Origin of the sequence: Siccirubricoccus phaeus, assembly GCF_008360935.1 — a bacterium.
In the GTDB taxonomy this organism is placed as follows: domain Bacteria; phylum Pseudomonadota; class Alphaproteobacteria; order Acetobacterales; family Acetobacteraceae; genus Siccirubricoccus; species Siccirubricoccus phaeus.
Map to the genome: position 1 here is coordinate 183,273 of NZ_SRXO01000002.1, position 26,999 is coordinate 210,271.

At 70.1% G+C, this 26,999-nt stretch carries 22 protein-coding genes and 1 pseudogene; 14 read left to right on the top strand and 9 right to left on the bottom strand.

Annotated features, from left to right (window positions below):
* Positions 1-104: 104 nt before the first annotated feature.
* Together E5N76_RS03285 and E5N76_RS03290 are read right to left on the bottom strand one after the other, a co-directional pair.
* A complete protein-coding gene (locus E5N76_RS03285) occupies positions 105-596 on the bottom strand; it encodes a hypothetical protein (protein ID WP_149535880.1) in 492 nt (163 codons plus the stop codon).
* A 24-nt stretch (positions 597-620) separates the two neighbouring features.
* Positions 621-1,145 carry a hypothetical protein gene (locus E5N76_RS03290; protein ID WP_149535881.1) on the bottom strand — a complete coding sequence of 175 codons (525 nt, stop codon included), beginning with the start codon at positions 1,143-1,145 and terminating at the stop codon, positions 621-623.
* Positions 1,146-1,462: 317 nt separating this feature from the next.
* Between E5N76_RS03290 and E5N76_RS03295 the strand changes: the two genes are divergently transcribed.
* A complete protein-coding gene (locus E5N76_RS03295) occupies positions 1,463-1,966 on the top strand; it encodes a CHAP domain-containing protein (protein WP_149535882.1) in 504 nt (167 codons plus the stop codon).
* Between the two features lie 205 nt (positions 1,967-2,171).
* Complete coding sequence (locus E5N76_RS03300) at positions 2,172-3,644, top strand: NADP-dependent isocitrate dehydrogenase (RefSeq protein ID WP_149535883.1); 1,473 nt, start codon at positions 2,172-2,174, stop codon at positions 3,642-3,644.
* A gap of 157 nt (positions 3,645-3,801) precedes the next feature.
* On the opposite strand, the gene E5N76_RS03305 is transcribed toward E5N76_RS03300, so the two are convergent.
* The gene (locus E5N76_RS03305; RefSeq protein WP_149535884.1) at positions 3,802-5,028 is read right to left on the bottom strand and encodes an ABC transporter substrate-binding protein; all 1,227 of its coding nucleotides are present in this window, start codon (positions 5,026-5,028) and stop codon (positions 3,802-3,804) included.
* Between the two features lie 404 nt (positions 5,029-5,432).
* Here E5N76_RS03305 and E5N76_RS03310 point away from each other — a divergent pair, with 404 nt between their 5' ends.
* The 3 genes from E5N76_RS03310 to E5N76_RS03320 all read left to right on the top strand — a co-directional run bounded on the left by E5N76_RS03310 (position 5,433) and on the right by E5N76_RS03320 (position 10,646).
* Complete coding sequence (locus E5N76_RS03310) at positions 5,433-7,046, top strand: ABC transporter substrate-binding protein (protein WP_149535885.1); 1,614 nt, start codon at positions 5,433-5,435, stop codon at positions 7,044-7,046.
* Positions 7,047-7,193: 147 nt separating this feature from the next.
* Positions 7,194-8,804 carry an ABC transporter substrate-binding protein gene (locus E5N76_RS03315; RefSeq protein ID WP_149535886.1) on the top strand — a complete coding sequence of 537 codons (1,611 nt, stop codon included), beginning with the start codon at positions 7,194-7,196 and terminating at the stop codon, positions 8,802-8,804.
* Positions 8,805-9,026: 222 nt separating this feature from the next.
* On the top strand, positions 9,027-10,646 hold the full coding sequence (locus E5N76_RS03320; protein ID WP_149535887.1) for an ABC transporter substrate-binding protein: 1,620 nt from the start codon (positions 9,027-9,029) through the stop codon (positions 10,644-10,646).
* 147 nt (positions 10,647-10,793) lie between these two features.
* On the opposite strand, the gene E5N76_RS03325 is transcribed toward E5N76_RS03320, so the two are convergent.
* The 3 genes from E5N76_RS03325 to phaR all read right to left on the bottom strand — a co-directional run bounded on the left by E5N76_RS03325 (position 10,794) and on the right by phaR (position 13,139).
* Entirely contained in the window at positions 10,794-11,516 is a 723-nt protein-coding gene (locus E5N76_RS03325) for a hypothetical protein (protein ID WP_149535888.1), read from the bottom strand.
* A 119-nt stretch (positions 11,517-11,635) separates the two neighbouring features.
* Positions 11,636-12,130: a helix-turn-helix domain-containing protein gene (locus tag E5N76_RS03330; protein ID WP_149535889.1), complete on the bottom strand. Its 495-nt coding sequence runs from the start codon at positions 12,128-12,130 to the stop codon at positions 11,636-11,638.
* Between the two features lie 418 nt (positions 12,131-12,548).
* Positions 12,549-13,139: a polyhydroxyalkanoate synthesis repressor PhaR gene (gene phaR / locus E5N76_RS03335; RefSeq protein WP_149535890.1), complete on the bottom strand. Its 591-nt coding sequence runs from the start codon at positions 13,137-13,139 to the stop codon at positions 12,549-12,551.
* Between the two features lie 449 nt (positions 13,140-13,588).
* On the opposite strand from phaR, the gene E5N76_RS03340 reads away from it, so the two are divergent.
* The 3 genes from E5N76_RS03340 to E5N76_RS03350 all read left to right on the top strand — a co-directional run bounded on the left by E5N76_RS03340 (position 13,589) and on the right by E5N76_RS03350 (position 17,513).
* Positions 13,589-14,911, top strand: coding sequence for an alpha/beta fold hydrolase (locus E5N76_RS03340; RefSeq protein ID WP_235907554.1), 1,323 nt, complete (start codon positions 13,589-13,591; stop codon positions 14,909-14,911).
* A gap of 67 nt (positions 14,912-14,978) precedes the next feature.
* Positions 14,979-16,157: an acetyl-CoA C-acetyltransferase gene (locus tag E5N76_RS03345; RefSeq protein WP_149535891.1), complete on the top strand. Its 1,179-nt coding sequence runs from the start codon at positions 14,979-14,981 to the stop codon at positions 16,155-16,157.
* A gap of 222 nt (positions 16,158-16,379) precedes the next feature.
* Positions 16,380-17,513, top strand: coding sequence for a sensor histidine kinase (locus E5N76_RS03350; RefSeq protein WP_235907555.1), 1,134 nt, complete (start codon positions 16,380-16,382; stop codon positions 17,511-17,513).
* 142 nt (positions 17,514-17,655) lie between these two features.
* Here the strand turns inward: E5N76_RS03350 and E5N76_RS31545 are convergent, their stop codons facing one another.
* A complete protein-coding gene (locus tag E5N76_RS31545; RefSeq protein ID WP_268921281.1) occupies positions 17,656-18,171 on the bottom strand; it encodes an SMP-30/gluconolactonase/LRE family protein in 516 nt (171 codons plus the stop codon).
* Between the two features lie 11 nt (positions 18,172-18,182).
* The gene (locus tag E5N76_RS31550; protein ID WP_268921282.1) at positions 18,183-18,728 is read right to left on the bottom strand and encodes an SMP-30/gluconolactonase/LRE family protein; all 546 of its coding nucleotides are present in this window, start codon (positions 18,726-18,728) and stop codon (positions 18,183-18,185) included.
* Between the two features lie 779 nt (positions 18,729-19,507).
* On the opposite strand from E5N76_RS31550, the gene E5N76_RS31335 reads away from it, so the two are divergent.
* From E5N76_RS31335 to E5N76_RS03385, 6 genes and pseudogenes are all read left to right on the top strand, one after another.
* Positions 19,508-19,612: a hypothetical protein gene (locus E5N76_RS31335; RefSeq protein WP_408021691.1), complete on the top strand. Its 105-nt coding sequence runs from the start codon at positions 19,508-19,510 to the stop codon at positions 19,610-19,612.
* Positions 19,609-19,791 (top strand): annotated as a pseudogene (locus tag E5N76_RS31340) (polymorphic toxin type 50 domain-containing protein); the annotation flags it as partial. The gene E5N76_RS31335 and the pseudogene E5N76_RS31340, both read left to right, overlap by 4 nt.
* Positions 19,792-19,793: 2 nt before the next feature.
* A complete protein-coding gene (locus tag E5N76_RS03370) occupies positions 19,794-20,135 on the top strand; it encodes a hypothetical protein (protein WP_149535893.1) in 342 nt (113 codons plus the stop codon).
* Positions 20,136-20,299: 164 nt separating this feature from the next.
* Positions 20,300-21,469, top strand: a complete 1,170-nt coding sequence (locus E5N76_RS03375; protein WP_149535894.1) for an isovaleryl-CoA dehydrogenase — start codon at positions 20,300-20,302, stop codon at positions 21,467-21,469.
* Positions 21,469-23,076 (top strand): carboxyl transferase domain-containing protein, encoded by a 1,608-nt coding sequence (locus tag E5N76_RS03380; protein WP_149535895.1) that lies wholly within the window; start codon positions 21,469-21,471, stop codon positions 23,074-23,076. The genes E5N76_RS03375 and E5N76_RS03380 overlap by 1 nt, the downstream gene beginning before the upstream one ends.
* Positions 23,077-23,081: 5 nt before the next feature.
* A complete protein-coding gene (locus E5N76_RS03385; protein WP_149535896.1) occupies positions 23,082-25,073 on the top strand; it encodes an acetyl-CoA carboxylase biotin carboxylase subunit in 1,992 nt (663 codons plus the stop codon).
* 297 nt (positions 25,074-25,370) lie between these two features.
* Here E5N76_RS03385 and E5N76_RS03390 read toward each other — a convergent pair whose 3' ends face one another.
* Positions 25,371-26,999 carry a thiamine pyrophosphate-binding protein gene (locus E5N76_RS03390; RefSeq protein WP_149535897.1) on the bottom strand — a complete coding sequence of 543 codons (1,629 nt, stop codon included), beginning with the start codon at positions 26,997-26,999 and terminating at the stop codon, positions 25,371-25,373.

Below are 26,999 nucleotides of genomic sequence, written 5' to 3' on the forward strand. Positions count from 1 at the left end.
GCCGGGGCGTGATGCGTTCGCTTTCGCTCACGCACCCCGCTCCAGCTCTTTGTTTGGTCGCGTGATTCACGGTTTCGGTCGAATCGACCTCAACCGATCACGCTCTAGCGCCGCCTTGCCGGCGTCCTGGCCGGCGGCGTGGGTGGGGCCGGCGGCGCCGGTGGCGGCGTATAGGCGACCGTCACCGCCACATTCATCTCCACCCCGCCCGGCATCAGCCGCACGGCGAAATTATCCGTCCCGCCGAAGGCGGCGTTCGGGAAGTAGTCCACCCGGGTCCTGTCCCCCACCGTGCGGATCAGCACCCGGCCGTTGGACGGCCGCGTGCGGACCACGCCGTAATCATAGGGTTTCGGCCCGGGCTGGGCGACGGTGACGCCGCACCACCCGCCGTCATTGTCCAGCGACATCGTCGCATCCGTGGCCCGCTCCGGCCGCAGCGACACATTCGTCGGCACGGTGCAGTTCTTCGCCTGGCCCTGCAGGTCCACGGCATAGACCCGCGCGGCGGGCCCCGCCGCCTGCTGCTGGGCACAGGCGGCGAGCAGGGCGGCCAGGGCGAGGCCGCCGAGGGGCTTCGCGGTGGCCCGGCGCATCTTTTTTGTCACCAGGGCGGGACCTCAGCGGGAGGCGCGGCGGGTGGCGGCGGCGGGGCGGGGTGCCGGGGCGCCTTCGCAGGCGGTGACGCCGGCGGAGAGCAGATCCTTGCCCGCGGCATAGGGCGCCAGGTCGGTAGCGCCGACCAGCGCCATCACCTCGCTGAAGAGGCCGCTGTTGCGCGGGCAGAAATCGCTCCCGAGCTGACGGGCGGCGTTGGAGCGGGCATTGGCCAGCTCGGTGATGAAGATGTCGTTCTGCCGGGTGCCGGCGCGGCCATGCACCCGGGCGAAATACTGGCCGAAGGCGCGGCCGTTGCTCGCCAGGGTCGGCTTGAAGCGCTCGACGAAGGCGTTGTAGCGGTCTTCCATGTGGCAGGTGGTGGCGACCACCATCAGCTCGGTCTTCAGCGCTTCCAGCTCGAACACCGTCTGGTCGGCCTCGGTCGGGCAGCGCGGCACGGCCAGGGCCGGCGAGGCCGGCAGCAGCGCGGCGCCGAGCAGCAGCGCATAGGCTTTGCGCCGGGGTGGAGTGGTTGTCTTGCTCATCACGTGACCCTTCCTGCGGGTGAGGTCTGCTTGGTGTTCGCCGCCTGCCTTGGCCGCGGGGGAAGGCCCGCGGCCGGGGCAGCCGGCCTTGATGCGTGGTGTCCCGCCGCGTCCCGGGCAGGGCCCTTGCCCCCCGGCGGGGCAGGTCGAGAACAGGTCACCTTTCCCCCCTTTTCAGCATACTCCTCGCCATTGCGCGAGCGTCTGCGTGCGGCGTAACAGTGTCTTATCGCAAGCCCCTGGCAAAGTTCAATTCCCATGGGCGATCTGTTGCGGGGTGTGATAGGATCGCCACGGGATCGGGGGGTCCCGGGGGTATGCTGGAGCGATGGCGAGGGGGCACGGGCTGGGCCCGGCGCGGGGTGCTGGGCCTGCCGCTGCTGCTGGCGGCCTGCGGCACCTCGCGCCGCACGCCGCCGGCGCCGACGGGCGCGGCGGGGGAATGGTCCTGCGTGCCCTATGCGCGGCAGCGCAGCGGCATTCCGCTGCGCGGCGATGCCTGGGAGTGGTGGGAGGCCGCGTCCGGCCAGTACCGACGAGAAAGGCGGCCACGGCCGGGCAGCGTGCTGGTGCTGATGCGCACCTCCCGCCTGCCGCGGGGGCATCTTTCCGTGGTCTCGCGCGTCATCTCGGCGCGGGAGATCCGGGTGGACCACGCCAATTGGGCCTCCGGCCGCGCCAAGGGGCGGGTGGCGACGGACCAGCCGGTGCTGGACGTCTCCCCCGGCAATGACTGGTCCCTGGTACGGATCTGGTATCCGCGGGTGAATGATTTCGGCGCCAGCCGCTACCCGGCCTACGGTTTCATTGCGGCGACGTGAAGGCACCTGGGGCGCGGGGCGCCCATGCGGATTTCATCCCGATGCGCTATATGCCGCGGTGCAGCATGATGGCCTGATCGCCGAAGGGCGGAACGCCCGGAGGCGTGAACCATGCGCTGGAACGATATGCCGAACCATGATCCGCGCCTCCGCCCGCGCGGCGCCCGACCCGGCCCATAGGATTGCCCCGATGGATGTAAGCCCGATGCCGCTGCCCGCCGAGACCGCCCCCGCCGAGACCGCCCGCGAGAAGGTCCCCGTAACCGCCATCCCCGGCGACGGCATCGGCAGGGAGGTGATGGCGGCGGTGCGCCAGGTGCTGGACGCCGCCGGCGCCCGCATCGCCTGGGAGGAGGCGCTGGCCGGCGCCGAGGCCTTTCGCAAGGGGATCTCCACCGGCGCACCGCAGGAGACGCTGGACAGCATCGCCCGCACCGGCGTGGCGCTGAAGGGCCCGCTGGAAACGCCGGTGGGCTATGGCGAGAAATCCGCCAACGTCACACTGCGAAAAATCTTCGAGATGTACGGCAATGTCCGCCCGGTGCGGGAACTGCCCGGCATCCACACGCCCTTCAGCGGGCGTGGCATCGACTTCGTCGTGGTGCGCGAGAATGTCGAGGATGTGTACGCCGGCATCGAGCACATGCAGACACCGAGCGTGGCGCAATGCCTGAAGCTGATCACCGAGGTGGGGTGCGAGCGCATCGTGCGCCTGGCTGCCGCCGTCGCCGAGGCGGAGGGGCGGAAGAAGGTGACGGTCGCCACCAAGGCGAACATCATGAAGCTGACCGAAGGCATGATGAAGCGCGTCGGCGAGCAGGTGCTTAAGGACTACGCCGGGCTGACGCATGAGCACATGATCGTCGACAATTGCGCCCACCAGATGGTCATAAGGCCGGAGCAATTCGACGTCACGGTCATGACCAACATGAATGGCGACATCCTCTCCGACCTGGCGGCCGGGCTGGTCGGCGGGCTGGGCGTTGCGCCATCGGCCAATCTCGGCGACCATGTGGCGATGTTCGAGGCGGTGCACGGCTCGGCGCCGCAGATCGCGGGAAAGGGCATCGCCAACCCGACGGCGCTGCTGCTCTCGGCGCTGATGCTGCTGCGGCATATCGGCGATTTCGCCACGGCGCGGAAGGTGGAGCACGCGCTGTATGTGACGCTGGAGGAGGGCCGCGACCTGACCGGCGACATCGCGCCGGAAGGGCAGGGGGCGCCGACCCGGGCCTTCGTCGAGCGCATCATCGCCAATTTGGGCCGCGAGAGCGAGAAGGTGCCGGAGCGCGAATACCGCCCGATCGCGCTGAAGCAATGGCCACAGATCACCTGGTACCGCGCCGCGACGACACGGGAGCTGGTGGGCGTCGACGTCTTCGTCGAGAGCGAGCGCGACCCGCACGCCATCGGCATCACGCTGGGCGCGGCGGCGGAGGGCTCCGCCTTCACCCTGGCCGGCATCGGCAGCCGCGGCGCGCAGGTGTGGCCGGCGATGGGCGGCCACACCTTCCTGGTGGACCATTTCCGCGCCCGCTTCCTGTTCAAGGAGCCGCCGAAGGGGAACGGCATCACCGAGATCACCGACCTGCTGCAGCGGATCGGGCGGCAGCACAATTGGATGCATATCGAGAAGCTGCAGCGCTTCGACGGGGCGCCGGCCTACAGCGTGGCCTAGATCCCCACGACGTCGCTGCGCGACGCCGCGGGGCCCCGGAGTCGCCGCAGGCCGGGCGGCGTCGCACAGCCTGAAGCGGCAAAGCCGCCGCTTCAGGGCAGCGGGCGGCGCGGTTGCGGCCGGGTGGGGCGGGCCGATGGGGCGGCGGCGGGTCGCTCTACCCCCGGACCACGGGGCACCCACCCTCGCTCATTGGCCGGAAGGCCTCCTCCGCCGGCACCGTCGCCGCCAGGGTATAGACATCGCCCGGGTAGCGCTCCTCCCCCGGCTTCTTCACCTGGAGCAGGAAGGAGGGGTGGATCTTCCGCCCATCCTCGCGGATCAGCCCGGGGCCGAAGGCGTCGTCATCCGTCGGCATGCGCTTCATCTGCGCCACCACGGCGCGGCCGCTGGCCTTGGCCGCCGGCACGCCCATCGCCTTCACCGCCTTCAGGTAATGCAGCACGCCGGAGTAGTTGGCGGCATGCACGTAATTCGGCCAGACATTGGCCGGCAGCTTCTGGCGGACCCGCTGGGTGAAGCCGCGGGTGCGCTCGTTCAGGTCCCACCAGAAGGTCTCGGCGATGTACATGCCCTGCATGGTCGGCAGCCCGGCCGAGATGACGGCGGTGATGGAGCCGATGATGGCCGCCAGGCGCATGCTGCGTGTCAGGCCGAATTCCTGCGCCTGCTTCACGCAATTCAGCACGTCGTCGCCGGCCATGGCGAGGCCGAGCACCTTCGCCCGGCTGGCCTGCGCCTGCAGCAGGAAGGCGGAGAAATCGGTGGTCTGCGGGAAGGGGTAGCGCGAGGCGCCGAGCAGCCTGCCGCCCGCCGCCTCGATGAAGCGCTGGGTGTCGCGCTCGATCGCATGGCCGAAGGCGTAGTCGGCGGTGATGAAGTACCAGGCGTCGCCGCCCATCTTCGTCAGCGCGGTGCCGGAGGTGTTGGAGAGGCACCAGGTGTCGTAGGACCAATGGATGGAGTTGGGCGTGCACGCCTTGCCGGTGAGGTCCGAGGTGCCGGCCGAGGCGTTCAGGTGGATGCGGTCCTTCTCCACGCAGACCGGGTTGATGCCGAGCGCGATGGCGCTGTTGCCGACATCCGTCACCACATCCACGCCGCGCTGGTCGAACCATTGCCGCACGGTGTTGATGCCGACATCCGGCTTGTTCTGGTGGTCGGCGGAGATGATCTCCACCCGGATGTCCGGGTTCTGCGCGGTGAACTCCTCCACCGCCTGGCGGACGCAGGCGATGGAGGTGGGGCCGGTGACGTCGCGGTAGGGGCCGGAAAGGTCGGTCAGCACGCCGACGCGGATGGGCTCCGCGGGCTGGGCGCGGAGCGCAGGCATGGGCAGCAGGCTGGCGGCGGCACCGAAGGCGGCGCGGCGGGTAAGGCGCATGGACGATCTCCCTGGCGGCGGCCCTTGCCGGGCCGCCTGGCCCCGCCAGCCTAGCCTGCGATCGGCCCGGCTGCGCAAACCGAAGCTGGACACGACCAGGGCGTGGGTCACCGGTTCAGGAGGACCGGACCCGGATCGGCCCGACATGGCGCGGCCGAGCCGGGGTGAGAGCGGGACCGCCAGGATGATGACCCCCGAATTGTGGCGGGTGAGGGGGTGGGCGTTGGCGGCGGCAAGGACGGAAATGTGCTCGCTTGCCGCCGGGCATCGTCGCCCGGTCGTTGGAACTGACTATGAAATGCCCATAGAGGGCCGCAAAAGCACATATAATTTGCGAAAACAGATATTTGCCCAATCCTCGCGCAATCCTCTAGCCTCACCCCGCCTTCGAGCGGAGCCGCGCCATGCCCCTGACCCTCCCCCGACGCTCGCTCTTCGCCAGCCTCGCCGCCGCCGGTCTCCCTTGGGACCTCGCCCAGGCCCAGACTGCCTCCGGCACCCTCCGCGTCGGCATGACGGCCAATGCCGTGCCCCTCTCCAACGGCGTCCCGGACCAGGGCGCGGAGGGGCAGCGCTTCATGGGCATCACCCTCTACGACCAGCTCGTCCATTGGGACCTGTCCCATGCCGACCGCGCCGCCACGCTGCGCCCCGGCCTCGCCACCGCATGGCGCGTCGACCCCGCCAACCCGCAGCGCTGGATCTTCACCCTGCGCCAGGGCGTCACCTTCCATGACGGCAAGCCCTTCACCGCGGAGGACGTCGTCTTCTCCTTCGACCGCCTGCTGAAGCAGGACGGCCCGGCCTTCGACCCGCGCGCTGCCGCGCTCGGCCGCACCCGCCTCTTCACCGTCGCGCGCTACTACGCGGAAGGGCCCTACACCCTCGTCATCGAGACGAACCGGGTCGATTCCTGCCTGCCCTACCTGCTCTTCTGGATCGGCATCACCCATCGCGGCGCCTGGGAGGCGGCGGGGCGCAACTGGGACACCTATCTGACCAAACCCGTCGGCACCGGCCCGTGGAAGCTGGAGCAATTCAACGTGCGGGAACGCGCGGTGATGACCCGCAACGCGCAGTATTGGGACGCCGCCCGCATCCCGCGCTGCGAGCGGCTGGTGCTGCTGCCCCTGGCCGATGCCAATACCCGCGTCGCCGCCTTGCGCGCCAACCAGGTGGATTTCATCGAGGCACCGCCGCCCGACGCCATCCCCGCCCTGCGCGCCGCCGGCTTCCAGATCGTCTCCAACACCTACCCGCATAATTGGATGTGGTGGGTCTCCTATCTGGAAGGCTCGCCCTGGCGCGATCCGCGCATCCGCCGCGCCGCCAATCTCGGCATCGACCGCACGGGGATCAAGGCGCTGCTCGGCGGCATGATGGAGGAAGGCGCCGGCATCGTCCCCGCCAGCCATCCCTGGTACGGCACGCCGAAGACCCGGCCGGGCTACGACCCGGAAGCGGCGCGCAGGCTGATGGCGGAGGCGGGCCATTCGCCGCGCAACCCGCTGCGCGTGAAGGTCGCCATCTCGCCCAGCGGCTCCGGCCAGATGCAGCCGCTGCCGATGAACGAATTCGTGCAGCAGAACCTGAAGGAGGTCGGCTTCGACGTGTCCTTCGAGGTGGCCGATTGGAACACCCTCTTCACCATGATGCGGGAGGGCGCGGCCGCCCCTTCCGCCCGGGGCTGCACCGCGATCAATGCAAGCTGGGCGCCGATCGACCCCTATACGGGCTTCATCCGCGTGCTGCATGCGAAGTTCGCCGCGCCCGTCGCCTTCAATTGGGGCCATTGCAACGACGCCACCGCCGACCGGCTGATGGATCAGGTGCTGGAGGAGTTCGACGACGAGAAGCAGGCCACCCTGCTCCGCAGCCTGCATGCGCATCTGGTGGAGCAGGATGTCGCGATCTTCATCGCCCATGACCTGAACCCGCGCGCCATGAGCCCGCGGGTGAAGGGCTTCGTCCAGGCGCAATCCTGGATGCAGGACCTCACGCCGATCTCGCTGGGCTGACGGCCCGCGGCACCGCATCGCGGCGCCGGGGGGAGCCGGGAACGGTCAGATTCCCAAGCCTCGCATAGCCTGCCGCGGCACGACCGCGGCAGGGCGGCAGGAAACGCCAGGTCTCTCGGACAGCAAAGAAACAGGGAGACCCCGAAGATGCATCCCACGCGCCGTGCCTTGCTCGGCGGCCTCGCGGCCACGACCCTGCCTTACGACCTTGCCCTCGCCCAGGGCACGCCCGGCACCGTGCTGCGCGTGGGCATGACCGCCTCCGCCATCCCCATGTCCAATGGCGTCCCGGATCAGGGCGGAGAGGGCCACCGCTTCATGGGCATCACGGTCTATGACCAGCTCGTCTCCTGGGATCTCTCGAAATCCGACCGGCCGGCGGTGCTGCGCCCGGCCCTGGCGACGGAGTGGAAGATCGATCCCGGGGACAGCAAGCGCTGGATCTTCACCCTGCGGGAGGGGGTGAAATTCCACGACGGCAAGGTGATGACGGCCGAGGATGTCGTCTTCTCCTTCGACCGCGCCTTCCTCAGCGGTGCGCCGCATTTCGACCCGCGCGCCTCCGCCCAGGCGCGCATCCGCCTGCCGACCATCAGCAGATGGTATGCGGAGGGGCCGGGCACCTTCATCCTCGAGACCACGCGGCCCGACAGCCTCATCCCCTATGGCGTCACCTATGTCGGCATCACCCATCGCGGCGCCTGGGAGGCGGCGGGGCGGAGCTGGGACGCCTTCCTGGAAAAGGCCATCGGCACCGGGCCATGGAAGCTGGAAAGCTTCGCAGTGCGGGAGCGCGCCGTGCTGGCCCGCAACCCGGAGCATTGGGACGCGACGCGCATTCCGAAAGTCGGGAAGGTGATCCTGCTGCCGCTGCCGGAAGCGAATACCCGCGTCGCCGCGCTCCGCTCCGGCCAGGTGGATTTCATCGAGGCGCCGCCGCCGGATGCGGTGCCGGCGCTGCGCCAGGCCGGGTTCCAGATCGTCACCAACCAGTACCCGCACAACTGGACCTATCACTTCTCCATGGTGGAGGGCTCGCCCTGGCGGGACATCCGGGTGCGCAAGGCGGCCAACCTGGCGATCGACCGCGACGGCATGGCACAGATGCTGGGCGGGCTGATGAAGCCGGGCCAAGGGCTGGTGGTCGCGGACAGCCCCTGGTACGGCACGCCCGGCTTCCGCCCGCGCTACGCCCCGGAGGAGGCGCGGAAGCTGCTGGCGGAGGCCGGCTTCTCCCCGCGCAACCCGCTGCGGACCAAGGTCGCTATCTCCCCCTCCGGCTCCGGCCAGATGCAGCCCCTGCCGATGAACGAGGCAGTGCAGCAGAACCTGAAGGAGGTGGGGATCGAGATCGCCTTCGAGGTGATCGAGTGGAACGCCCTGCTCGGCATCTGGCGGGACGGGGCCAGGGCGCCCTCCAACCGCGGGGTGACGGCGGTGAACGTCTCCTACGGCGCGGCCGATCCCTTCTCCGGCTTCATCCGCTTCCTGAAGACCGACCTGGCGCCGCCGGTTGCCAATAATTGGGGCTATTTCAGCGACCCCGACTACGACGCCATCATCGACCGGATCAACACCACCTTCGACTTCGCTGCCCAGGACCGGCTGGTGGCGGAGCTGCACGCGAAGGTGGTGGACGACGCGCTGTTCCTATTCATCGCGCATGACCTGAACCCGCGGGCGATGAGCAGCAAGGTGCAGGGCTTCGTCCAGGCGCAGAGCTGGTTCCAGGATTTGACGCCGATTTCCCTGCGTTGAGTACCAGGAGGGGCTCTGCCCCTCCCGGACCCACCCCGCCAAGGGCCGAAGGGCCCTTGGAAACCATGAATTTCAAACCCATGGGTTCAACCGCAAAGCTCAAGGGTTCCAAGGGCCTTGCGGCCCTTGGCAGGTGGGGGTTCGGGGGAGGGCGGCGCCCTCACCCGACACGGCCCGAACCTTGCTAGCCCCCTGTCAGCCTTACGTCTTTGGAGCGACGGGATGAGGAATGGATTTGGCCGCCGCGCCCTTCTTGGCGGCCTCGGCGCCGCGGTGGCCCTGCCCTGGGATCTGGCCTTGGCCCAGGGTGCCCCCAACACCACGCTGCGCATCGGCATGACCGCCTCCGCCGTGCCCCTGCCCAACGGCATGCCCGACCAGGGCGCCGAGGGGCACCGCTTCATGGGCATCACCCTGTTCGACCACCTGGTCACCTGGGACCTGTCCAAGGCCGATGTCGCCGCGCCGCTGAAGCCCGGCCTCGCCACCGCCTGGAAGGCGGACCCCAACAACCCCAAGCGCTGGATCTTCACCCTGCGCGAGGGCGTGAAGTTCCACGACGGCAAGGTCCTCGACGCCGAGGATGTCGTCTTCTCCTACAACCGCGCCTTCAAGAACGACGCACCGGAATTCGATCCGCGCGGCTCCGCCCAGGTGCGTGCCCGCATGCCGACGATCTCGAACTGGTACGCGGAGGGGCCGAACACCTTCATCGTCGAGACGCGGGTGGTGGACAGCCTGGTGCCCTATGGCGTGACCTGGATCGGCATCACCCATCGCGCCGCTTGGGAAGCCGCGGGCCGCGACAACGACAAATTCCTGCAGCAGCCGGTCGGCACCGGCCCTTTCAAGCTGGAGAGCTTCCAGGTGCGGGAACGCGCCGTGCTGGCCCGCAACCCGGACTATTGGGAAACGGCCCGCATCCCGAAGGTCGGCAAGGTGCTGCTGCTCCCCCTGTCGGAACCGAACACCCGCGTCGCCGCGCTCCGCTCCGGCCAGGTGGATTTCATCGAGGCGCCGCCGCCCGACACCATCCCGACGCTGCGCCAGGCCGGCTTCAACATCACGACCAACCAGTACGGCCATAACTGGACCTGGCACCTCTCCCTGGTGGAGGGCTCCCCCTGGCGGGACGTCCGGGTGCGGCGCGCCGCCAACCTCGCCATCGACCGCGCCGGCATGAAGGACATGCTGGGCGGGATGATGCTGGAAGGCGGCGGGCTGGTGCCGGTGGGCGGCCCCTGGAACCCGGTGCGCAGCCCGCGCGTCACCTACGACCTGGCCGCGGCGAAGAAGCTGATGGCCGAGGCCGGCTTCTCCCCGCGCAACCCGATCCGCACCAGGACCGCGATCTCCGCCTCCGGCTCCGGCCAGATGCAGCCGATCGCGATGAACGAGGCGGTGCAGCAGATGCTGAAGGAGATCGGCATCGAGGTGACCTTCGAGGTGTTCGACTGGAACACCCTGCTCTCCACCTGGCGGGAGGGCGCGAAATCCCCGAACATCCGCGGCTGCCACGCCATCAACGTGACCTACACCGCGCTCGATCCGTACAGCGCGATGATCCGGCTGCTGAAGTCGGACCTGGTGGCGCCGGTGGGCAACAATTGGGGCTACCTGAACGAGCCGAGCTACGACGCCCTGATCAACAAGGCGTACGAGACCTTCGACACCGCCGCCCAGGATGCGGTGCTGAAGGAGCTGCACGACAAGGTGCTGGAGGATGTCCCCTTCCTCTTCGTCGCGCATGACCTGAATCCGCGCGCCATGACGAAGAACGTGAAGGGCTTCGTCCAGGCGCAGAGCTGGTTCCAGGACCTGACGCCGATCAGCATGGGCTGAAATCCCCACGACGTCGCTGCGCGACGCCGTGGGGCCCCGGAGTCGCCGTGCTGCCGGGGCTTCGCACAGCCTGAAGCGGCGAAGCCGCTTCAGGGCAACGGGCGGCGCGCTTCAGCGGCGCGCCGCCAGGGCCCGTTGGGGGGCCGCTCAGCGGTCGGGCAGCCAGAGCTCCAGCGTCTGCTGCGGCGGGGCCGGCTCATAGCCGCGGAAATCCTGGATCGCCCAGCCGCGGCCGAGCCGCCCGGCCAGCCGCGCCGCCGCCGCGGCATCCGCCGCGTGGAAATACCGCACCACCCGATGCGCCGGTGCCGCAGTGACGGCCCGCATCTCACCAAGTTCGAAGCCGGCATCGCGCAGCAGCGCCGCCGTGCCGGTCGCCGCCTCCGCCGCGCCGGCGGGGAAATGCAGGAAGACCCGGGGCGACCGGTACGCCGCCGGCTCGCGCCTCGGCGCCGCCTCGCGCGGCGGGTCGGCGGCTTGCGGCGGCTCCCGGGCCGGGGCGGAGGCAGAGGCAGGCGGGGCCGTTTCCGGCGCCGGGTCGGGTGCCTCCGGGGCCTCCCCGGCCAGGCGCCGGCGGAGCAAGGCGAGTTGGGCCTCGGCCTCGCTGCGCGCCAGCATGGCCTCGGCCAGCCGGTCGGTCTCCTCTGCCAGGGCGGTGCGCAGGGTGGCGAGTTCCGTCGCGAGCGACTCTCGCGCCGTTTCCAGCGCGCTGCCCGGGGCGGCCGCGTCCGACCCCGCAGCCGCACCCCGGGGCGCCGGAGCTTCCGCCAGCGAGGGCGCGGCCGGCCCGGCCTCGGGCACCGGCAGCAGCCGGGGCTGCGGCGGCTGCCCCGCCACCCCCAGCGCATAGCCGGCGACACCGCCCAGCAACAGCAACCCCGCCCCGGTCAGCGCCCCCGTCCAGGGGCGCCGCCGCGGTGCTGGGCGCGGTTCGGGCCAATCCTGCTCCAGCCGGATGCGGCGGACCGGCCGGCCGGCGAACCCGGCGTTCAGTGGGCTTCCGCGGCCTCGGGCAGGTCCGCCTCCTCCCTGGTCTCGGCCACCACGGCCTCGCTCTGGCTCTGGGCGGCCAGGGCGCGGGCCATCTGGCTCAGCGCCTCCTGGTGCTTCTCATTGTCGATCAGCGCGAAATTCCGCGCCAATTCCAGGCACATGCGCTGGCGCGAGGACATCTCCTGCGGCTCCACCTCGGTCGCCAGCCCGTCGAAGAACCAGGAGACGGTGACGCCGAGCACCTGGGCGATCTCGAAGAGCCGACCGGCGGAGATCCGGTTCAGCCCACGCTCATACTTATGGGCCTGCTGGTAGGTCACGCCGATCATGCGGGCAAGCTGCTGCTGCGACAGTCCCATCATCACGCGGCGTTCACGAATCCGGGCACCGACATGCCGATCTGCCGCATTCGCGCGTTGTCCGGGCCGGAAAGGGCCGGCCCGCCGCCCTGCCTCGCCTTGCCGGCCTTCTGCCGTCTCGGAACCCGCCATTCGTCTTTCCCCCAATGTCTATCTCTCACCAGGGAATGCCGCGGCGCGGCGCATGTTCCACCCTGGCGCGTGACGAAGCCGTGATGGGGGCGAGGGAACCGTCCAGCCAGCGAGACGGCGCGGCCTGAGACGCCCACAGAGGCAGGCCGGGGAGGCGCCGGGTGGAATTCGAGACGGCACCTGCGGTGCTATCTCCTGCCGGAAGATGAACGAAAACAGAAAGTTAGACCCGCAGAACCGGCACCTTGGCGGCACGTCGCGAGGCCGCTTCTGGCGGAGCAGCCCTGGGTGCACCGGTTTCCGCCGGCGACATGACGATTCTGCCAGCCGGTCAGGGATAGAGAAAGGACCCGGACCAGGGGGCGACCTTCTCCGGCGCCTTCTCTATATAGAGAAATTGTCGAAATTTTCACCCCCCTCAGCCGGGGCCGGACTTCGCCTTCGCTTCGGCCAATTCCTGCTTCAGCCGCTCCACCTCGGCGCGCAGCGCTTCCACCGTCTGCGCCTGGTCCGCCGGGCGGAAGGGGGCGAAGAGGCTCATCGCCCGTTCCAGCATCGCCATGTTCTGCTTGCCCAGCTCCTCGAAGCCGGGGAAGGGCAGGAAGCCGCCCATGCCCATGGCTTGGCCCATGGCCCGGCGCATCTGCTCCTGCTGCCGGGCGAAGCCCGACATCGCATCTTCCAGATAGCGCGGCAGCACGCTTTGCAGGCTGTCCCCGTAGAAGCCGATGAGCTGGCGCAGGAAGCCCTCCGGCAGCAGGCTGGCACCGCCCTTCGCCTCCTCCTCCACGATGATCTGGGTGAGGACCGAGCGGGTGATATCCTCGCCCGACTTCGCGTCGAACACCACGAAGTCGCGGCCGGCGCGGACCATGTTCGCCAAATCCTCCAGCGTGACGTAACTTGAGGATTCCGTGTTGTAGAGGCGGCGATTGGCGTATTTCTTCACCACCACCGGCGGCGTTTGCGGCGCAGCGGCGGGTTCGGCGCGGGCGGCTTGTTCGGCCATGGTCTCTCTCTATCCCGATGCCAGCGTTCCTGGAGTGCCAGCCTAGCCGTGGCCATGGCGGAACTGGAAGCCGTTTTTTGTGCGCTGCAAAGAGCGGGGCGGGGCAGGTTCGATCGGATTGGGGTGCGGTCGCGCCCGGTGAGGCGCGGCGCTATCCTGACCCGGACGGGCGGGCGACCGGCCGAACCAAGGGCGCGCATGAACGGGCCGACAAACGCGCGATGCACGGGGACGCAGCGGGGCAGATGAAGCAGGGTGCATGACCGGGCCGAAGGAACAGGCGGGCGAGCCCGATCTCGAGCAGCTCGCCGAGGACTGGGTGACGCTGTGGCAGACCGAATTGGCCGGGCTGGCAACCGACCCGGAGCTGGCGGCGCTGTGGCGTCGCAGCGCGCTGCTCGGCCTTGGCTGGTGGCGCGCCCTGCAACCCGCCTGGGAGGCTGCGCCGCATGACGCCCCGCCGGGGCCCCCGCCCGCTGCCGCTGCATCTGAGCCTCGCCGGGATGCGGCGGGTGGCGGCGCTGGCCGCCCTGCCGCTGCTGGGGCCGGCGGGGATGTGCCAGGGGAACAACAAGGGGAGCAACAGCAGCAACAAGAGAAGCAACAAGGGGAGCCCGCCCTCCTCGCCCGGCTCGCCGAGCTGGAATCCCGCCTGGCCGCGCTCGAGCGCCGGAAGGCAGGAAATGGCGCGGATCGCAGCCGCCCTCGCCGCCGGCGGCCACCGGGCTGAGGCCTTCCAGGAGGCGGTGCTGCGCGTGCTGGCGCGGCAGGATGCGGCGCTGATCGGCGGCATCGCCGCCTATCGCCGCCAGGCCCCGCCGGAAGGCCCGCCCCCGCCCCCCGCCATCTGGACCGAGGGCGGCAGCGCGCTGCGCGATTATGGCGGGCACGGGGGCGCCGGGGGCCCGGCGCTGCTGGTCGTCCCCTCCCTGGTCAACCGGGCGCGGGTGCTGGATCTGCTGCCGGACAGCTCCTGCCTGCGCTTCCTGGCCGCATCCGGCGCCCGCCCGCTGCTGCTGGAATGGGGGGAGCCGGGGGCGCTGGAACGCGGCTTCACCCTGACGGATTACATCGCCGGCAGGCTGGAACGCGCCCTGGCCGCGGCCGTGGCCGCCACGGGCGGGAAGGTGGTGCTGGTCGGCTATTGCATGGGCGGGCTGCTGGCCCTGGCGGCAGCGCAGCGCTGCCCGGACCGGGTGGCGGCCCTCGCCCTCTGGGCCGTGCCCTGGGATTTCTGGGCCGGCGGCGCGGCGGAAGCACGCGCCCTCGCCGCCACGCTGCCGGCGCTGGAGCCGCTGCTGGAGCTGTCCGGCGCCCTGCCGGTGGAGGCGCTGCAGGCCCTCTTCGCCCTGCCGGACCCCTTCGGCGTCGCCGCCAAATATCGCGGCTTCGCCCGGCTGGATCCCGAGGGGCCGGCGGCGCGCCGCTTCGGGGCGCTGGAGGACTGGCTGAACGATGGCGTGCCGCTGGTTGCTCCGGTGGCGCGGGAATGCCTCGCCGGCTGGTACGGCGCCAACAGCCCGGCCCGCGGCGTCTGGCGCGTGGCGGGGGAGGCGGTTTCGCCCGCCCGGCTCGGCCTGCCCGCCTTCCTCGCCGTGCCGTCGCGGGACCGCATCGTGCCGCCAGCCTCCGCCTTGGCCCTGGCCCGGCTGCTGCCGGGGGCGGCGCTGCACCGCGCCGCGGCCGGGCATGTGGGCATGGTGGCGGGGCGGGGGGCGGAGGCGGCGCTGTGGCGCCCCTTCCTCGCCTGGCTGCGGCAGCTTCACCCATGAGTCGCTTGTGGCTGGCCGGGGGGCGCGCCACATTGTCGCCCAAATACGAGGTGGGAGAGTGCCCGTCATGACCGAAATCGTCATCGCCAGCGCCGCGCGCACGCCTGTCGGCAGCTTCAACGGGGCCTTCGCCTCGCTGCCGGCGCATGCGCTCGGCACCGTCGCCATCCAGGCGGCGCTGGCCCGGGCCGGGGTGAAGACGGAGGAGGTGGATGAGGTCATCCTCGGCCAGATCCTCGCCGCCGGCGCCGGGCAGAACCCGGCCCGCCAGGCGGCCGTCGCCGCCGGCATTCCGGTGGAGCGCACCGCCTTCGGCATCAATCAGCTCTGCGGCTCCGGCCTCCGCGCCGTGGCCCTCGCCGCGCAGCAGATCGCCTGCGGCGACGCCGCCATCGTGGTGGCCGGCGGGCAGGAGAGCATGACCCAGGCGCCGCATGCCGCCAACCTCCGCGCCGGCCAGAAGATGGGCGGGCTGGAGCTGGTGGACACCATGCTGAAGGACGGGCTGTGGGACGCCTTCCACGGCTACCACATGGGCAACACGGCGGAGAACGTGGCGCAGAAATACCAGCTCACCCGGCAGGAGCAGGACGAGTTCGCCGCCGCCAGCCAGCGCAAGGCGGGCGAGGCGCAGAAGGCCGGCCGCTTCCGGGACGAGATCGCGCCGGTGACGGTGAAGACCCGCAAGGGCGAGGTCGTGGTGGATGCCGACGAGTACCCGAAGCCGGAGACGACGGTGGAAGTGCTGGCGAAGCTCCGCCCCGCCTTCGCCAAGGACGGCACCGTGACGGCGGGCAATGCCAGCGGCATCAATGACGGCGCCGCCGCCGTGGTGGTGATGACCGCCGAGGAAGCGAAGAAGCGCGGCATCGCGCCGCTGGCGCGGATCGTGAGCTGGGCGACCGCCGGCGTCGATCCGGCCATCATGGGCACCGGCCCGATCCCGGCCAGCCGCCGCGCGCTGCAGAAGGCGGGCTGGGACATCGCCTCGCTGGACCTGATCGAGGCGAACGAGGCCTTCGCGGCGCAGGCCTGCGCGGTGAACAAGGATCTCGGCTGGGATCCGGCGAAGGTGAACGTCAATGGCGGCGCCATCGCGCTCGGCCACCCGATCGGCGCCTCCGGCGCGCGGGTGCTGAACACGCTGCTCTTCGAGATGCAGCGGCGCGAGGCGAAGCGCGGCCTCGCCACGCTCTGCATCGGCGGCGGCATGGGTGTGGCGATGTGCCTGGAGCGGGTGCACTGAGGGCTCCGCCCCAGACCCCGGCCCGGGGGAAGGCTTCCCCCGGACTCCGCCCGGTGCTTGCTGGTTGAAGCGTTGGCTCCTCGAGTGGGGTCGGGGCCACGTCCTGGTCGGCGAGTGCCAGGAGGTGGGCGAAGCCTTCGCTTTCCCTTGGTCGTAGCAGTAATAGTTCCGCCAGCGCGCGAATATGTGTTTGGCGGCGAGGCGGCAATCGGCCTAGGGCTGGTGTTCCACGGACGGGATTACTACCGCAGCGAGATGGAGGACCCACCCGCCAAGCCGCCAGAGGTCGAAGGATTGCTGGCGGCGCCGGAACTGGCCGAAGCCCTGCGCAGCGAACAATTCCGGTCCTTTCTCGACCAGGTGCCCGTCGCCCTGATCGTCTCTGCCCTGCCGCCAGCAGGCGAGGAAGCGATCACCTACGCCAACCCCGCCGCAGAGAAGCTGCTTGGCCTCGGCCAGGCGGCGCTGGAGGGCCAGGGCTGGGCGGCACTGCCCGGCGAGGCGCTGGGCGAGGGGCCCCCTCTCGGCACTGCCGCGGCAGCGGGGCAGGATTATCTCGGCAGCTTCCGCGTCGTGCGGGAGGGGGCGGAGCCCGCCACCCTCGAAGCCTATGCCAGCCTGATCGAGGATGAGGCCGGCCGCCCCACCTTCCGCTTGCTCGCCCTGGTCGATATCAGCCATGTCATCGCCGGGGAGCGGAGCGCCCTGGTTCAGCGCCTGCAGGACAGCGACCTGCTGCTGCGGGAGATGCAGCACCGGGTGAAGAACAACCTGCAGCTCGTCACCGCGCTGATCCGGATCGAGGCCCGCAACGCCGCCCGCGGCGCCCCGCTGGAGGAAGCCTTCGACCGGCTGGCCGGGCGGGTGGAGGCGATCGCGCTGCTCTACCGGGCGCTGGACGGGCAGAAGGCGGAGGCCGAGGTCGATCTCGGCAGCTATCTCAGCCAGGTCGCCTCCGCGGTGATGGGGGCGCATGCCGCCTCCGGCATCCGGCTGGAGCTGAAGGTGGATGCCTGGCCGGTCTCGGTGAACGTCGCCATGCCGGCCGGGCTGGTGGTGAATGAGTTGCTGACCAATGCGCTGAAGCACGCCTTCACCGGGAAGGACGGCGGCACCGTCACCCTGCAGAGCCTGGTGGATGCAGCGGGTTGCGAAGTGCTGGTGGCGGATGACGGCAACGGCCTGCCGGAAGGCATGACCTGGCCGCAGCCGGGGCGGCTGGGCGCGCTGATCGTCCGTTCGCTGGAGCAGAATGCGCTGGCGCGGGTGCAGGTGGAGTCGAAGCCGGGCAAGGGGCTGAAGGTGCGCATCCGCTTCAGCCGCGCCGCGGCGGCGCCGAAGGCGGACAAGGCGTGACGTCGGAAGGCTGAACCGCCGAAGGCCTGCATCGCATGCGGGGCAGGGGACGGGGCATGATCCTATCCGCAGGATCATGCCCCGGCAGGGCTCGGCCCTCGCTCGCCTGTGCCGCTATGGGCGAGATGCCGTCGCCGGCTGCTCAGCAGAAATGCGCCCCGCGGGTTTCCACCGGCACCATGTAGAGCGACTGGCTCGCCGTCATGTATAGGTGGTTCCGCCGGGCGCCGCCGAAGCAGAGATTGGCGCAGATCTCCGGCAGCCGGATCTGGCCGATCCGCTGCCCGTCCGGCGCGAAGACATGCACGCCGTCATAGCCATCCCCCACCCAGCCGGCGCCGACCCAGAGATTGCCGGCCTCGTCGCAGCGTATGCCGTCGCCGAAGCCGGACTTTCCCTCCAGCTCCATGTCGCAGAAGGTGCGCGGATTGGAGAGGCGCGGGCCGTTCACGTCATAGGCCCAGATGATGTTCTTCGCCTGGTCGTAATGCGTGCGGCCGCTATCGGCGACGTAAAGCCGGCGGTAGTCGGGCGAGAAGCACAGGCCGTTGGGCTTGAAGGGCTCATCCGCCACCTTGGTCACCTGGCCGCTCTGGCCGTCGATGCGGTAGATGGCTTCCTTGATGAAGGGGCGGGGGCTGTTGGCGGCTTCCGGCACGCGGTTGCCCTCTAATTCATCAGCGCGCCATAGCCGGGGTCGGTGAACCAGAGGGCACCGTCCTCCGGATGCACCACGCCGTCATTCGGCGCGTTGAAGGCGCCGTCCGGGCCGCTTGAGGCGAGCACGGTGGTGGTGCCGTTCGGCTCGTAGCGCAGCACGTCGCGGTGGAAATGGCGGAAGGCGATCTGCCGCCCCTCGCGGTCGAAGGTGTTGCCGTTGGAGAAGCCGGAGGGGGAGCGGAAGCGGCGATGGACGGAGTGGTCCTCCTCCACCATGCGCAGGCATTCGTCGTTCGGAATGTCCGACCACACCAGGAAGCGGCCGGTGGCATGCCAGGCGGGGCCTTCCGCCCAGCCATAGCCGGTGCTGATCCGGCGGATGGCGGTGTTGCCGAGGCGGGCGGTGAAGCGCTTGGGGTCGAGCGCGACGATATCGGCATCCGGGTAGCGGGTGGGCGCGGCGCCGCGGTCATAGCGCTGGGCGGCGGCCGGGATGGCGGCGCCGGCGGCAAGCGCGGCGGCGAGCACGCCGCGCCGCGTGGCGTTCTGGGTCATTCTGGTTCCTCCCCATGGTCCCTGGACGGGTTGCGGCGAAGGGTAGCATGGACGGTGGGCGCCGCAGGTCGCGACTGCGCGGCGCCGTCCGGCGGGTTCGCCGCGTGGCGCGCCTCCCGGGCCTTCCCAGCGAAGACGGTGATCGGGACATCGCTACGGGAGCATGCCAGGAGGCCTGTGGGCGCGCGCCGCTGCCAGTGGCACTGACAGAATAAGAATAATTTCCTTGACATAATAAGAACAAACCAGATACATGCGCCATAGGAGGTGCTGCGCATGGCGGAAGTTCCAGTCACCGAAGAGAGCCTGAGGGCCGCCATGCGGGACCCTCGCTACTGGCAGGCCGGGCATCCGGAACGGGACGCCTTCGGCCGCTGGGTGACCCAGGGCTTTGATGCGCTGTACGGCGAGAAGGGCCGATCCGGCGGTGTGGTGTTCGTCCAGGCCTATACGCGGGTGCGGAATGGTAAGGTCGAGGATGTCGGCGCCCATCAGCGTTCGGCGCCCGAGGGGCGAGGCGGCGACAAACTGCCCATCGGCGGCGACAAGGACGCGGGCGAGGGCGATGAGACGCTGGCCCAGAGCCGGCTCCTCAGAGCGGCGCTGCAGGCTCTCCAAAAGGTCTTCACCCGTGGACCATCACGTCCGTCCTCGCCGCCGGGAGCGCCCACTCAGGCGCCACGCATGGAAGCGCCGGCGCGGCCGCCTGCCGCGGGGCAGGCAGCCCGTGGCGAGGCCCCGAGCACGTCGCGGCTTGAGCCTGACAAGCAGGGCAAGCCATTGAAGGGCATCGGAACTATCTTCCTGGGCGGAGTACCATTGACCGCGATGTAGATGTTCAGGATCTCATCAATTCAATCGCTTCTCGGGTCGAGGAGAACTAGTCCGGGGTTCAGGGCCAGGTGCTCCAGGCTCCTTGGAGCGATTTGATACCGGCGGCCAAAGGATAGGCATTTATCGACACCGAGATGGGAGAAGTGCGCCTACTACGCGAGGGGTTATACATTATTCCAAAGATGGCGCCCATGTAGTGCCGGCTCGCCCCAATGGTTGGAGGGACTAAGTATGAACAAGAGAACCGAAGCATGGAGAAATGAGTTTCCAAGTATCATTCCCTGGGCGTTGGCCGGATCGACTCCTAATTCGTTGGTCGCCGTTTCTTATGAAATCGATGTCCATGAGCCTCTTATCACGCTCAAGGCGCATTTTGGAACAAACCCGACGGAAGACGATTTGGATACCCTCGCTACGGCAGAGGCCGAAATCTTGGCGGCTATGCCGGACGAGGTTCGAACCAACTTGACTCACGCAGTGGTCCCGCCTGACGCAGAACCGGCGCCCCTGGCCGGAGGTTTCGCCTGGCGGCGGGGCGATCCGGAATGGCGGATGCCCACGAAGCCGGGCTGACAGGCAGGAGGGCGGCCATCGTCATGGCTGTCCGATCGGCTTTCCGCCAATGGCGGCACATGAGCGGGAAGCGGCCCTTGCAATGCCCTAGCTTGCCCTTCCCCCAAAAACGAACGTATGTTTGTTTTTAAGCCCGACCCGAAACGGCAAGCAGAGGGAACGCCATGCGCAACGAGATCCCCGGCCTCGATTTCGGCCTCGGCGAGACCGCCGATGCGCTGCGCGACCAGGTCGCCGCCTTCGCCGCCGCCGAGATCGCGCCGCTGGCCGCCGAGACTGACCGCAGCAATGAATTCCCCCTGCCGCTCTGGCGCAGGCTGGGGGAGATGGGGCTGCTCGGCATCACGGTGGAGGAGGAGTATGGCGGCGCCGGCATGGGTTACCTGGAACATGTCGTCGCCATGGAGGAGATCAGCCGCGCCTCCGCCTCGGTGGGGCTGTCCTACGGCGCGCATTCCAACCTCTGCGTCAACCAGATCCGCCGCAACGGCAACGCGGCGCAGCGACGGCGATACCTGCCGAAGCTGATCAGCGGCGAGCATGTCGGCGCCCTGGCGATGAGCGAGCCGGGCGCGGGCAGCGACGTGGTTTCGATGAAGCTGCGGGCGGAGAAGCGCGGCGACCGCTACCTGCTGAACGGCAACAAATTCTGGATCACCAACGGGCCGGATGCCGATGTGCTGGTGGTCTACGCCAAGACCGACCCGCAGGCCGGCGCGCGCGGCATCACCGCCTTCCTGATCGAGAAGGGGTTCAAGGGGTTCAGCACGGCGCAGAAGCTGGACAAGCTCGGCATGCGCGGCTCCAACACCTGCGAGCTGGTCTTCGTCGATTGCGAGGTGCCGGAGGAGAATGTGCTGGGCGCGGTCGGCCGCGGCGTGAACGTGCTGATGAGCGGCCTGGACTATGAGCGCGCGGTGCTGGCCGGCGGGCCGCTCGGCATCATGCGGGCCTGCCTGGACGTGGTGGTGCCCTATGTCCACGAACGCAAGCAGTTCGGCCAGGCGATCGGCGAGTTCCAGCTCATGCAGGGCAAGCTGGCCGACATGTACACGGTGATGAATGCGGCGCGGGCCTATGTGTACACCGTGGCGAAGGCTTGCGATGCCGGGCGGACCACGCGGAAGGATGCCGCCGGCGCCATCCTCTTTGCGGCGGAGAAGGCCACCTGGATGGCGCTGGAGGCGATCCAGTCCCTCGGCGGCAATGGCTACATCAACGACTACCCGGCGGGCCGCCTGCTGCGCGACGCCAAGCTTTACGAGATCGGCGCGGGCACCAGCGAGATCCGCCGCATGCTGATCGGCCGCGAACTCTTCGCCGAGACCGCCTGATGCCGGTGCTGGAAAGCGCGCTGGACCCCCGCGGCGCGGAGGCGAAGGCGAATGCCGAAGCGATGCGGGCGCTGGTCGCCGAGCTGCGCGAGCGCGCCGAGGCGGTGCGCCAGGGCGGCGGCGAGGCGGCGCGGCAGCGGCACCTCTCCCGTGGCAAGCTGCTGCCACGGGACCGCATCAGGGCGCTGATCGACCCGGTCTCGCCTTTCCTCGAAATCGGCCAGCTCGCGGCGCAGGGGATGTATGGCGGGGAGGTGCCCTCGGCCGGCCTCATCACCGGCATCGGCCGCGTCTCCGGGCGCGAATGCGTCATCATCGCCAATGACGCCACGGTGAAGGGCGGCACCTACTACCCGGTCACGGTAAAGAAGCATCTGCGGGCGCAGGAGATCGCTGAGCAGAACCGGCTGCCCTGCCTCTACCTGGTGGACAGCGGCGGGGCGAACCTGCCGAACCAGGACGAGGTCTTCCCCGACCGCGAGCATTTCGGCCGCATCTTCTACAACCAGGCGCGGATGTCGGCTTCCGGCATTCCGCAGATCGCGGTGGTAATGGGGAGCTGCACTGCGGGCGGCGCCTATGTGCCGGCCATGTCGGATGAGAGCGTCATCGTCCGCAACCAGGGCACCATCTTCCTGGCCGGCCCGCCGCTGGTGAAGGCGGCGACGGGCGAGGTGGTGAGCGCGGAGGATCTCGGCGGCGCGGATGTGCACAGCCGCATCTCCGGCGTCACCGACCATTATGCGGAGAATGACGCGCATGCCCTGGGCATCGCCCGCCGCATCGTGGCCAACCTGAACGCGGTCAAGCGCCCGCCGGTGGCGCTGCGCGAACCCGTCCCGCCACGCTATGCGGCCGAGGAGCTGTACAGCGTGGTGCCGGCCAATCTCCGCACGCCCTACGAGGTGCGGGAGGTGATCGCCCGGCTGGTGGACGGCAGCGAATTCGACGAGTTCAAGCGGCTCTACGGCCAGACCCTGGTCTGCGGCTTCGCGCATCTCTGGGGCTATCCCATCGGCATCGTCGCCAATAACGGCATCCTGTTCTCCGAGAGCGCGCAGAAGGGCGCGCATTTCATCGAGCTTTGCGCCCAGCGCGGCATTCCGCTGGTCTTCCTGCAGAACATCTCCGGCTTCATGGTGGGCCGCAAATACGAGGCGGGCGGTATCGCCAAGGATGGGGCGAAGATGGTCACGGCCGTCGCCACCGCCGCGGTGCCGAAATTCACCGTCATCATCGGCGGCAGCTTCGGCGCCGGCAATTACGGCATGTGCGGCCGCGCCTATTCGCCGCGCTTCCTCTGGATGTGGCCGAATGCGCGCATCGGCGTGATGGGTGGGGAGCAGGCGGCGAGCGTGCTCGCCACCGTGCGGCGCGACGGTATCGAGGGGCGCGGCGGCACTTGGCCTGTCGAGGCGGAGGAGGAATTCAAGGCGCCGATCCGCGCGCAGTATGAGGAGCAGGGCCATCCCTATTACGCCACGGCGCGGCTCTGGGATGACGGGGTGATCGACCCGGCAGAGACGCGGCGCGTCCTGGCCCTCGGCCTCTCCGCCGCGCTGAACGCGCCAATTCCCGAAACCCGCTTCGGCCTGTTCCGGATGTGACGACGATGCTCGGAAAGCTCCTCATCGCCAATCGCGGCGAGATCGCCTGCCGGGTCATCGCCACGGCGCGGCGGATGGGCCTCGCCACCATCGCCGTCTATTCGGAAGCGGATGCCGGGGCGCGCCATGTCGCGCTGGCCGACGAGGCCTGGCCGATCGGCCCGGCGCCGGCGCGGCAGAGCTATCTGGATATCGGCCGCATCCTGGAAGTGGCACAGCGCGCCGGCGCCGGGGCGGTGCATCCCGGCTATGGCTTCCTCTCCGAGAACGCCGAATTCGCCGCGCGCTGCGCCGAGGCTGGCCTCGTCTTCGTCGGCCCGCCGGTCGAAGCGATCCGCGCCATGGGCTCCAAGGCGGAGAGCAAGGCGCTGATGGCGCGCGCCGGCGTGCCGCTGGTGCCGGGCTATCATGGCGAGGACCAGGACCCCTCGCTGCTGGCGGCCGAGGCCGGGCGCATCGGCTTCCCCGTGCTGATCAAGGCCAGCGCCGGCGGCGGCGGCAAGGGCATGCGGGTGGTGGAGCGCGCCGAGGAATTCGCCGCCGCGCTGGAAGGTGCCCGGCGCGAGGCGAAGGCCGCCTTCGGCGATGACCGCGTGCTGGTGGAGAAATACCTGACCCGGCCGCGGCATATCGAGATCCAGGTCTTCGCCGACAGCCAGGGCAACACGATCTCGCTGTTCGAGCGCGACTGCTCCATCCAGCGCCGCCACCAGAAGGTCATCGAGGAAGCGCCGGCACCGGGGATGGACCCGGCGCGGCGCGTGGCGATGGGCGAGGCGGCCTGTGCCGCGGCGCGGGCCGTGGGCTATGTCGGCGCCGGGACGGTGGAATTCATTTCCGAAGGCAGCGACTTCTTCTTCATGGAGATGAACACGCGGCTGCAGGTGGAGCATCCGGTGACGGAGATGGTCACCGGCCTCGATCTGGTGGAATGGCAGCTCCGCGTCGCCGCCGGCGAGAAGCTGCCGACCACCACGCCGCGTCTGCATGGCCATGCCATCGAGGTGCGGCTCTATGCCGAGGACCCGGCACGGAATTTCCTGCCGGCGACCGGCCTGCTCACCCATCTGCGCCAGCCGGCGGAACAGCCAGGCGCGGTGCGCATCGACACCGGCGTGCGGGAAGGCGACCGCATCACCCCCTTCTACGACCCGATGATCGCCAAGCTGATCGTCTGGGGCGAGGACCGGGCGGCGGCGGTAAGGCGGCTGGGCTCGGCGCTGGCGCAGTACGAGGTGGCGGGGCTGCGCACCAACCTCGGTTTGCTGCGGAATATCGCGGCGCACCCGGCCTTCGCCGCGGCGGAGCTGGATACCGGCTTCATCGCCCGGCATGGTGCGGCGCTGCTGGCGGCGCCCTCGGCCGAGCCGCGCCTGCTGCTGGCCGCTGCCGCGCTCTGCGTGCTGCGCGACCAGCATGCGGCCATCGGCGCCGCCACGGCACGCAGCGGCGACCCGTGGAGCCCCTGGGCCACCGCCGATGCCTGGCGGCTGAATGGCGAGGGCTACCAGGACCTGTTCTTCCGCCTGGGTGAGGCGGCGCCCACCCGGCTGCGCAGCGCCCCGTTGGGGGAGGGGGCCTGGCGGCTGGAATTGCCCGGCGGCGCGGCGGTGGCGCGGCTGGACCCGGCGGGGGAGGGCTTCCGCCTGACCCTGGACGGCGTCGCCCGCCGGCTGGGGCTGCTGCGGCGGGGGGCGGAGATCACCATCATCCTGGACGGCGCCAACCACCTGGTGCTGCAGGAGGATCCTCTGGCCCCGCCGGCGCAGGAGGCGGCCGGCAGCGACCGCGTGACCGCCCCGGTGCCGGGCCGCGTCACCCGCCTGCTGGTGCGGCCGGGCGAGGCCGTCAGCCGCAACGCGCCGCTGCTGGTGATCGAGGCGATGAAGACGGAATTCACCCTGCGCGCGCCGATGGATGGCGTGGTGGCGGCGGTGCATGCGCGGCTGGAGGAGATGGTGGAGGAGGGGGCGGAGCTGGTCAGCTTTACGCCGTGACCGAGGGAGGCTCTGCCTCCCTCGGGCTCTCCCCGCCAAAGGCCGAAGGGCCTTTGGAAACCTATAGTTTTGCGTCTCGGCCGACGGGTCCAAATTCAAGGCTCTGAGGGGCTTTCGGCCCTTAGAGCAGATCGCCGGAGGGCGGCATCGCCCGGAGGCGTGAATCTGCTCTAGAGCGTGATCGGTTGAGGTCGAATCGACCGAAACCGTGAATCCCGCGACCGAACAATGAGCTAGAGCGGGGCGGGTGAGCGCAGCTCAACCGATCCCGCTCTAGCGGGTGGAGTTTGAGGAGGGCTACTCCGCCGCGAGGCGCCGCGGCAGCACCGCTTCCAGCGAGGTCCGCACCACGATGGCACCCGGCCCCGGGGCGCGCAGCGCCGCTTCCAGCGCCGGGAACTCCGCCTTGCTCTCCACCCGCGTCACCGGTACGCGGAAGGCGGCGCACCATTGGGCGAAATCCGGGTTGATCAGCATGGTGCCGGCGACCCGGCCGGGATGCGCCTTCTCCTGATGGATGCGGATGCTGGCATAGGCGCCGTTGTCGGAGAGGATGAGTTTCAGCGGCGCGCCGCGGGCGACGGCGACGGCCAGCTCGCCCCCCGTCATCAGCGCGCCGCCATCGCCGACCAGGCCGAAGACCGGGCGGTCCGGGCAGCGCAGCGCGGCGGCGACGGCGGCCGGCACGCCGAAGCCCATGGCGCCGGAGACCGGGCAGAGCAGGCGCTGCGGCGGCGTCCAGGCCACCTTGCGGTAGAAGGGCGCGCCGAAGGTGCCGGCATCCAGCGTCACGATGGCGTCGGGCGGCGCGACGCGCTCGATCAGCTTGGCCACTTCGGCGAAGGCGATGCCATCCGCATGCTGGGTCGGCACCACCTGGCAATCCGCCACATGCAGCTGCCGCAGCCGGGCATTCCAGGCGGCGCGGGCGGGCGGGGCGGCGGGCGTCTCGCCGGCAAGCGCCGCGATGGTGGCCTGGGCATCGGCGGCGATGGCCAGCTCCGCCGGGAAGAGCCAGCCGAGGAAGCGCGGATCGGCGCAGACATGCACCAGGCGCTGGCCGGGGGCGGGCCAGCTCCAGCCCTGGGTGGTGATGTCCGTCAGGCGGGTGCCGAGGGCGAGGACCAGATCGGCCGAGGCGAAGGCCTCCCGCTGCGCATCCGGGTTCCTGAGGCCGAGATCGCCGGCATAGAGCGGATGGCGGTTGTCGAAGAGGTCCTGGCGGCGGAAGGAGACGGCGACGGGCAGCTGCCAGGCCTCGGCGAAGCCGCGCAGGGCGGCGCGGCCGGAGTCGGATTCGAAGCCATGGCCGGCCAGCAGGATGGGCCGCTCCGCGCCGCGCAGCAGCCCGGCCAGCCGGGCGGCGTCAGCAGGGGAGGGCGGCAGGGGGGAGGGCAGGGTGGCGGGCAGCAGCGGCGCCCGGCACTCCATGGCCAGCACATCCTCCGGCAGGGAGAGCACCACCGGGCCGGGCACCCCGCCCATGGCCATGGCATAGGCGCGGGCGATGAATTCCGGGGCCTGGTCGGGGTCGGTCAGCTCGCCCACCCACTTCGCCACGCCGCGGAACATGTTGGCGTAGTCGATCTCCTGGAAGGCGTTGCGGCGCAGGTCGCGCTTCTCCACCTGGCCGATCAGCAGGATGAAGGGGGTGGCGTCCTGCTCCGCGGTGTGGACGGCGATGCTCGCATTGCAGGCGCCGGGCCCGCGGGAGACCAGCGCGACGCCGGGCCGGCCAGTCAGCTTGGCATCCGCCACCGCCATGAAGCCGGCGCCGCCCTCCGAGCGGCAGGTGACGAGATCGACGCGGTTATGGGCGTGCAGCGCGTCCAGCAGGGCGATGTAGCTCTCGCCGGGGACGCAGAAGGCGCGGTCGATGCCCTGCGCGGCCAGGAATTCGATGATGCGTTCGGCGGCTGTGGGCAT